The sequence below is a fragment of the Mesorhizobium sp. M0159 genome (genome assembly GCF_040322295.1).
Lineage (GTDB): Bacteria > Pseudomonadota > Alphaproteobacteria > Rhizobiales > Rhizobiaceae > Mesorhizobium.
Genome location: NZ_JAMYTF010000139.1, coordinates 1 through 920 on the forward strand (window position 1 = coordinate 1; position 920 = coordinate 920).

A 920-nucleotide genomic window follows, 5' to 3' on the forward strand; every position below is an offset into this window, starting at 1 on the left:
CCATGGTCCTCTCGAACTCTGCTTCCGCAGCCAGGAGGCGTCGTGCTGAAGCGACGAAGCGCTCGCCGGCCGGAGTGAGACCCACGCCGCGCGATGGACGCCGATCGAAAAGGCGGACGCCCATCTCGATCTCTGCCTGGGAAAGGGCAGCCAGTATCGAGGAATGTGCGATGCGGCATGTGCGTGCGGCTGCCGCGACGGAGCCGTTGTCTGCCACGACCGAAATATAGCGAAGCTGGCGGAGCGTGAGATTCATCAGTCCATTTCATGCAAGGATGCGCACCAAATTATGCATTTTATAAGTTTTTGACATCGGGGTATAGTGTCAAAAAAATGACAAGGGGAATGAAATTGGAGAGCAGTCAAAGTCCTGCCAACTCGGCACCGGACGCTTCCGAGCTTTGTCGCCTGGATGCGGCCTCGCTGACCGCCGCCTATCGGCGAAAAGAACTGTCGCCCGTCGAGGTTACCCAAGCTGCGTTGGACAGGGCTGAGGAAGTTCAGCCTTCGCTCAACGCCTTCACCTTTCTCGACCCTGAGGGCGCGCTGAATGCCGCCCGAATGGCAGAAAAGCGCTGGGCGGCGGGCGAGCCACTCTCCCCGATTGATGGGATACCGACGACCCTGAAGGACATCGTTCATGTCAAGGGCTGGACCGTGCGGTACGGAAGCCGGGCGACTGATGCCACGCCGGTCCAGCAAGACGCCCCTTCCGTCGCTCGCTTGCGTCAGGCGGGCGCGGTTTTCATCGGGCAGACAACGATGCCGGAGTTCGGTTGGAAGGCCGTCACGGACAGTGCGCTATGCGGCATCACAAGAAATCCCTGGAACCCGCATGTAACGCCCGGCGGCTCTTCCGGAGGAGCGGCAGCAGCGGCGGCGAGCGGCGCGGGCGTGCTGCACCTTGGGACCGACGGCGG

Annotated in this window: 2 protein-coding genes; one reads left to right on the forward strand and one right to left on the reverse strand. The window is 62.0% G+C overall.

Annotated features, from left to right (window positions below):
• Positions 1-256 (reverse strand): LysR family transcriptional regulator (locus NKJ32_RS35415; RefSeq protein ID WP_352830591.1); only part of this gene is annotated, 256 nt, incomplete at its 3' end.
• A gap of 89 nt (positions 257-345) precedes the next feature.
• Here NKJ32_RS35415 and NKJ32_RS35420 point away from each other — a divergent pair.
• On the forward strand, positions 346-920 hold a 575-nt coding region (locus NKJ32_RS35420), incomplete at its 3' end, for an amidase family protein (protein ID WP_352830594.1).